General features: G+C 50.1%; 3 protein-coding genes. All 3 read right to left on the minus strand.

What is annotated here, in order from left to right:
• Window positions 1-252: 252 nt before the first annotated feature.
• Window positions 253-1,200, minus strand: coding sequence for a glycosyltransferase (locus AC1DYX_RS30085; RefSeq protein WP_477265728.1), 948 nt, complete (start codon window positions 1,198-1,200; stop codon window positions 253-255).
• A complete protein-coding gene (locus tag AC1DYX_RS30090) occupies window positions 1,190-2,125 on the minus strand; it encodes an NAD-dependent epimerase/dehydratase family protein (protein WP_477265730.1) in 936 nt (311 codons plus the stop codon). The genes AC1DYX_RS30085 and AC1DYX_RS30090 overlap by 11 nt, the downstream gene beginning before the upstream one ends.
• Window positions 2,122-2,731 (minus strand): hypothetical protein (locus tag AC1DYX_RS30095; RefSeq protein ID WP_477265732.1); only part of this gene is annotated, 610 nt, incomplete at its 5' end. The genes AC1DYX_RS30090 and AC1DYX_RS30095, both read right to left, overlap by 4 nt.

The following is a 2,731-nucleotide window of genomic DNA, read 5'->3' on the forward strand; positions in this document are numbered from 1 at the left end:
CTGGAGGTTCGGGTAATCGAGCTTTAACAGGCTTTCCAAGCATTCGAGCGTGTCGCGCCAGCCGTTATAATTCAATACAACTAAATAAACTTTTTTAAACTTCATCGCAAACTCTGTTCTTTGAATGGCCGACTTCCGAGAGCACTGTCCGCTCCAGTAACTCGCATTCGAATCTCCTCGGCTCATCCCTATACCAACACGACATTGGCAGCCAACATTAGCCCAGTGCTTTACGCATGAAGGCGAAATAAATCAGGCATGCGCGTTCTTAAGATATTTCAAGAATTGCACAATCCGCTGACCCGCCACTACTGGCAGCATCGAGATCAAGAGCAATACTGCGTAACTCGTGTGAGAGGCAAGTTTAATTTCAGCCTGATGAGTCCTCAACAGACTCCACGAAAATGAACCGCTCAGACGATATCTGATTGCGTTTCGCCAACCAAATATCCCCGTATGGAGCGAGTGAGATAAAAATATTTCCTGCAACTCTCTACTGRAATATGAAGCAGCAAAGTTCCTGACGAGATTCACCCAGTCGACTGCAAACGTGGTAACAATCGCGTTGCTCCAGTAACTTTTCTTGTTTCTGTTGGAACTGACCCCCGCACTCCCCATCCAGTAAGCTTTCGGGTTTCCCGCGAGACCGAACTGAAAAATCAGTCCTAATTGGGGAAAATTTCGCCATCGCGTTACGTCACCGGCATGCAGCGACCGCACAGCCGCCCTGCTGTAGATTGTCGCACCGGTCAGCGTCAAGTGCCAAGCGAAGCGTTGCAAGAAATTGCGAAGGTCGACTACGGGGTAATCGTTAGTATCGGCGCAGCGGTTCTCGTTATTCACGAATAGAAACTCCGGGCGGAATTTCAACAATGCCATATAGGCTTTTTCAATATCTCCAGCATTGATGACGACGGAGTCTCCAAGATACCAAACATAATCAGATTCGGGCAACTGAACCGTCGCGACGAAGTTCCGATCATGGCCAAGGCCCGGCATATTCTGCGTGTAATAGATCCGATCATATATCCGTCGCAACTCGGACACTACCGATTGCGTCTCATGATCTGGGCTGTCATCCGAAATATAGACGGGCACACCGAGCCGTTGAATTTCAGGCAACATCGCGCGAATGTTTTCGTTAAGTATTTCCGAACGTTTATACGTGGGAATCGCTATGGCGAGCAAGTCACTTTGCATCAAGCCCCCGCAAATAGCCATAATATTTTTCGACGCCGGACATCAGGCCGAGTGGCATATATGAAATGAAGGATTGCAGTTTGCTCACGTCCAGGACGATGCTCTGCACGTCCACCTTGCGTCCCGCCTGATAATTCGCGTTGACAGGGCGGTTCGTTATCTCCGAAAGAATCGAAAGAACTTCGTTGATGGTATATCCGCGACCACTTCCAACGTTAAATATCTCGTTCGACGCCCCGGCTCGCAACAGCAGAGACACTGCATGCGCAAGGTCATCTACGTAAATATAATCCCGCACTACCGATCCGTCTCCCCATATCTCTACGGGTAGATCGTTCATGATGTTATGCAGCGCCACGGCAATAAATCCTTGCTTTCGCAGTGGGTTCTGGTACCTCCCATAAGGATTCGAGGGCCGAATGATGAGATACTGGAGACCGAAATTTCGGCCGGCAAAGATAATGAAATCCTCCATGGTTTTTTTGCTTTGACCATAGAAGTTGATCGGCTCGCATTTGGCCGATTCCGCAATCATGCCCGGTCCACCATGTCCGTAGATTGTGCCACCTGAGGAAAAGAACACATACTGTATGCCGCGCTCAGCCAGCTCTGTCAGCAACCTGAACGACGGAGTGACAACCTGCTCCATGTCTCTGACAAACATGGAAAAATTGCTGGATGGTATCAAGCTCGACGCCAGATTAATGACACAATCGATCTGCCGCTCGTGAATCAAAGCGAGGATTTTCTCGACGTCTCCGAGAGAACATTCATAGCACGTTACCGCCGCAAGATCCGAATTTTGCCGAATAACCCCTGCATTTTGATCGATAATAGTGACGGAAAAGCCGTTTCCAAGAAGATTCTGGGCGAGATTCTGACCGACAAATCCGCCGCCACCCAGCAACAAGACCTTGTTGATCATCTCGACTCCGCTCCCGGACGGCGGCTAGCCGAACCAAGGACCTTTGTAGCTTTAGAGACGATTCTCAGCACATTACCGCAACCTGACATAGCCATTTTCATCAGCGCGGATGGGGGAGGTTCGTCCATACTGCGCCAATCGCGGTATATCTGACTGCGTTGCGACAGGCTCAGGATACCAATCAGATTTGCAAAAATGCCCGGCACCGCGTGACGCTCGATCAGGTGGTGTCGCAGCTCACGGGACTTTGTAACGAATGCCACGCGAGTTTCATGCTTCATGCTTTCGTTTTGGCCAATCCTGTACTGCGCAACGCGCCGGTTTGCAATGGGAATATCGCCATAGCGTGCTGTCCACCTGCACCAGAATTCATAGTCTGCGATTGGATACCACTGGGCATGAAATCCTCCCAGCGCGATGGCTTTCTCCCGGTTGAAAATCACTGCAAGCGTGCCGCAGAATGGATTTGACAAGAACATGTCGGCGGCAGAAAAAAGCTTTACCGACATCTCCTCAGGCGAATCTTCCATATTGTACTGAAACTCGTTCTTCAACGAAGACGCCGCCTGTTCCTTCAGGCGATCAGGCCGTTGCTCGAGCAGAGCA

The organism is Massilia sp. P2_C2 (assembly GCF_056404615.1).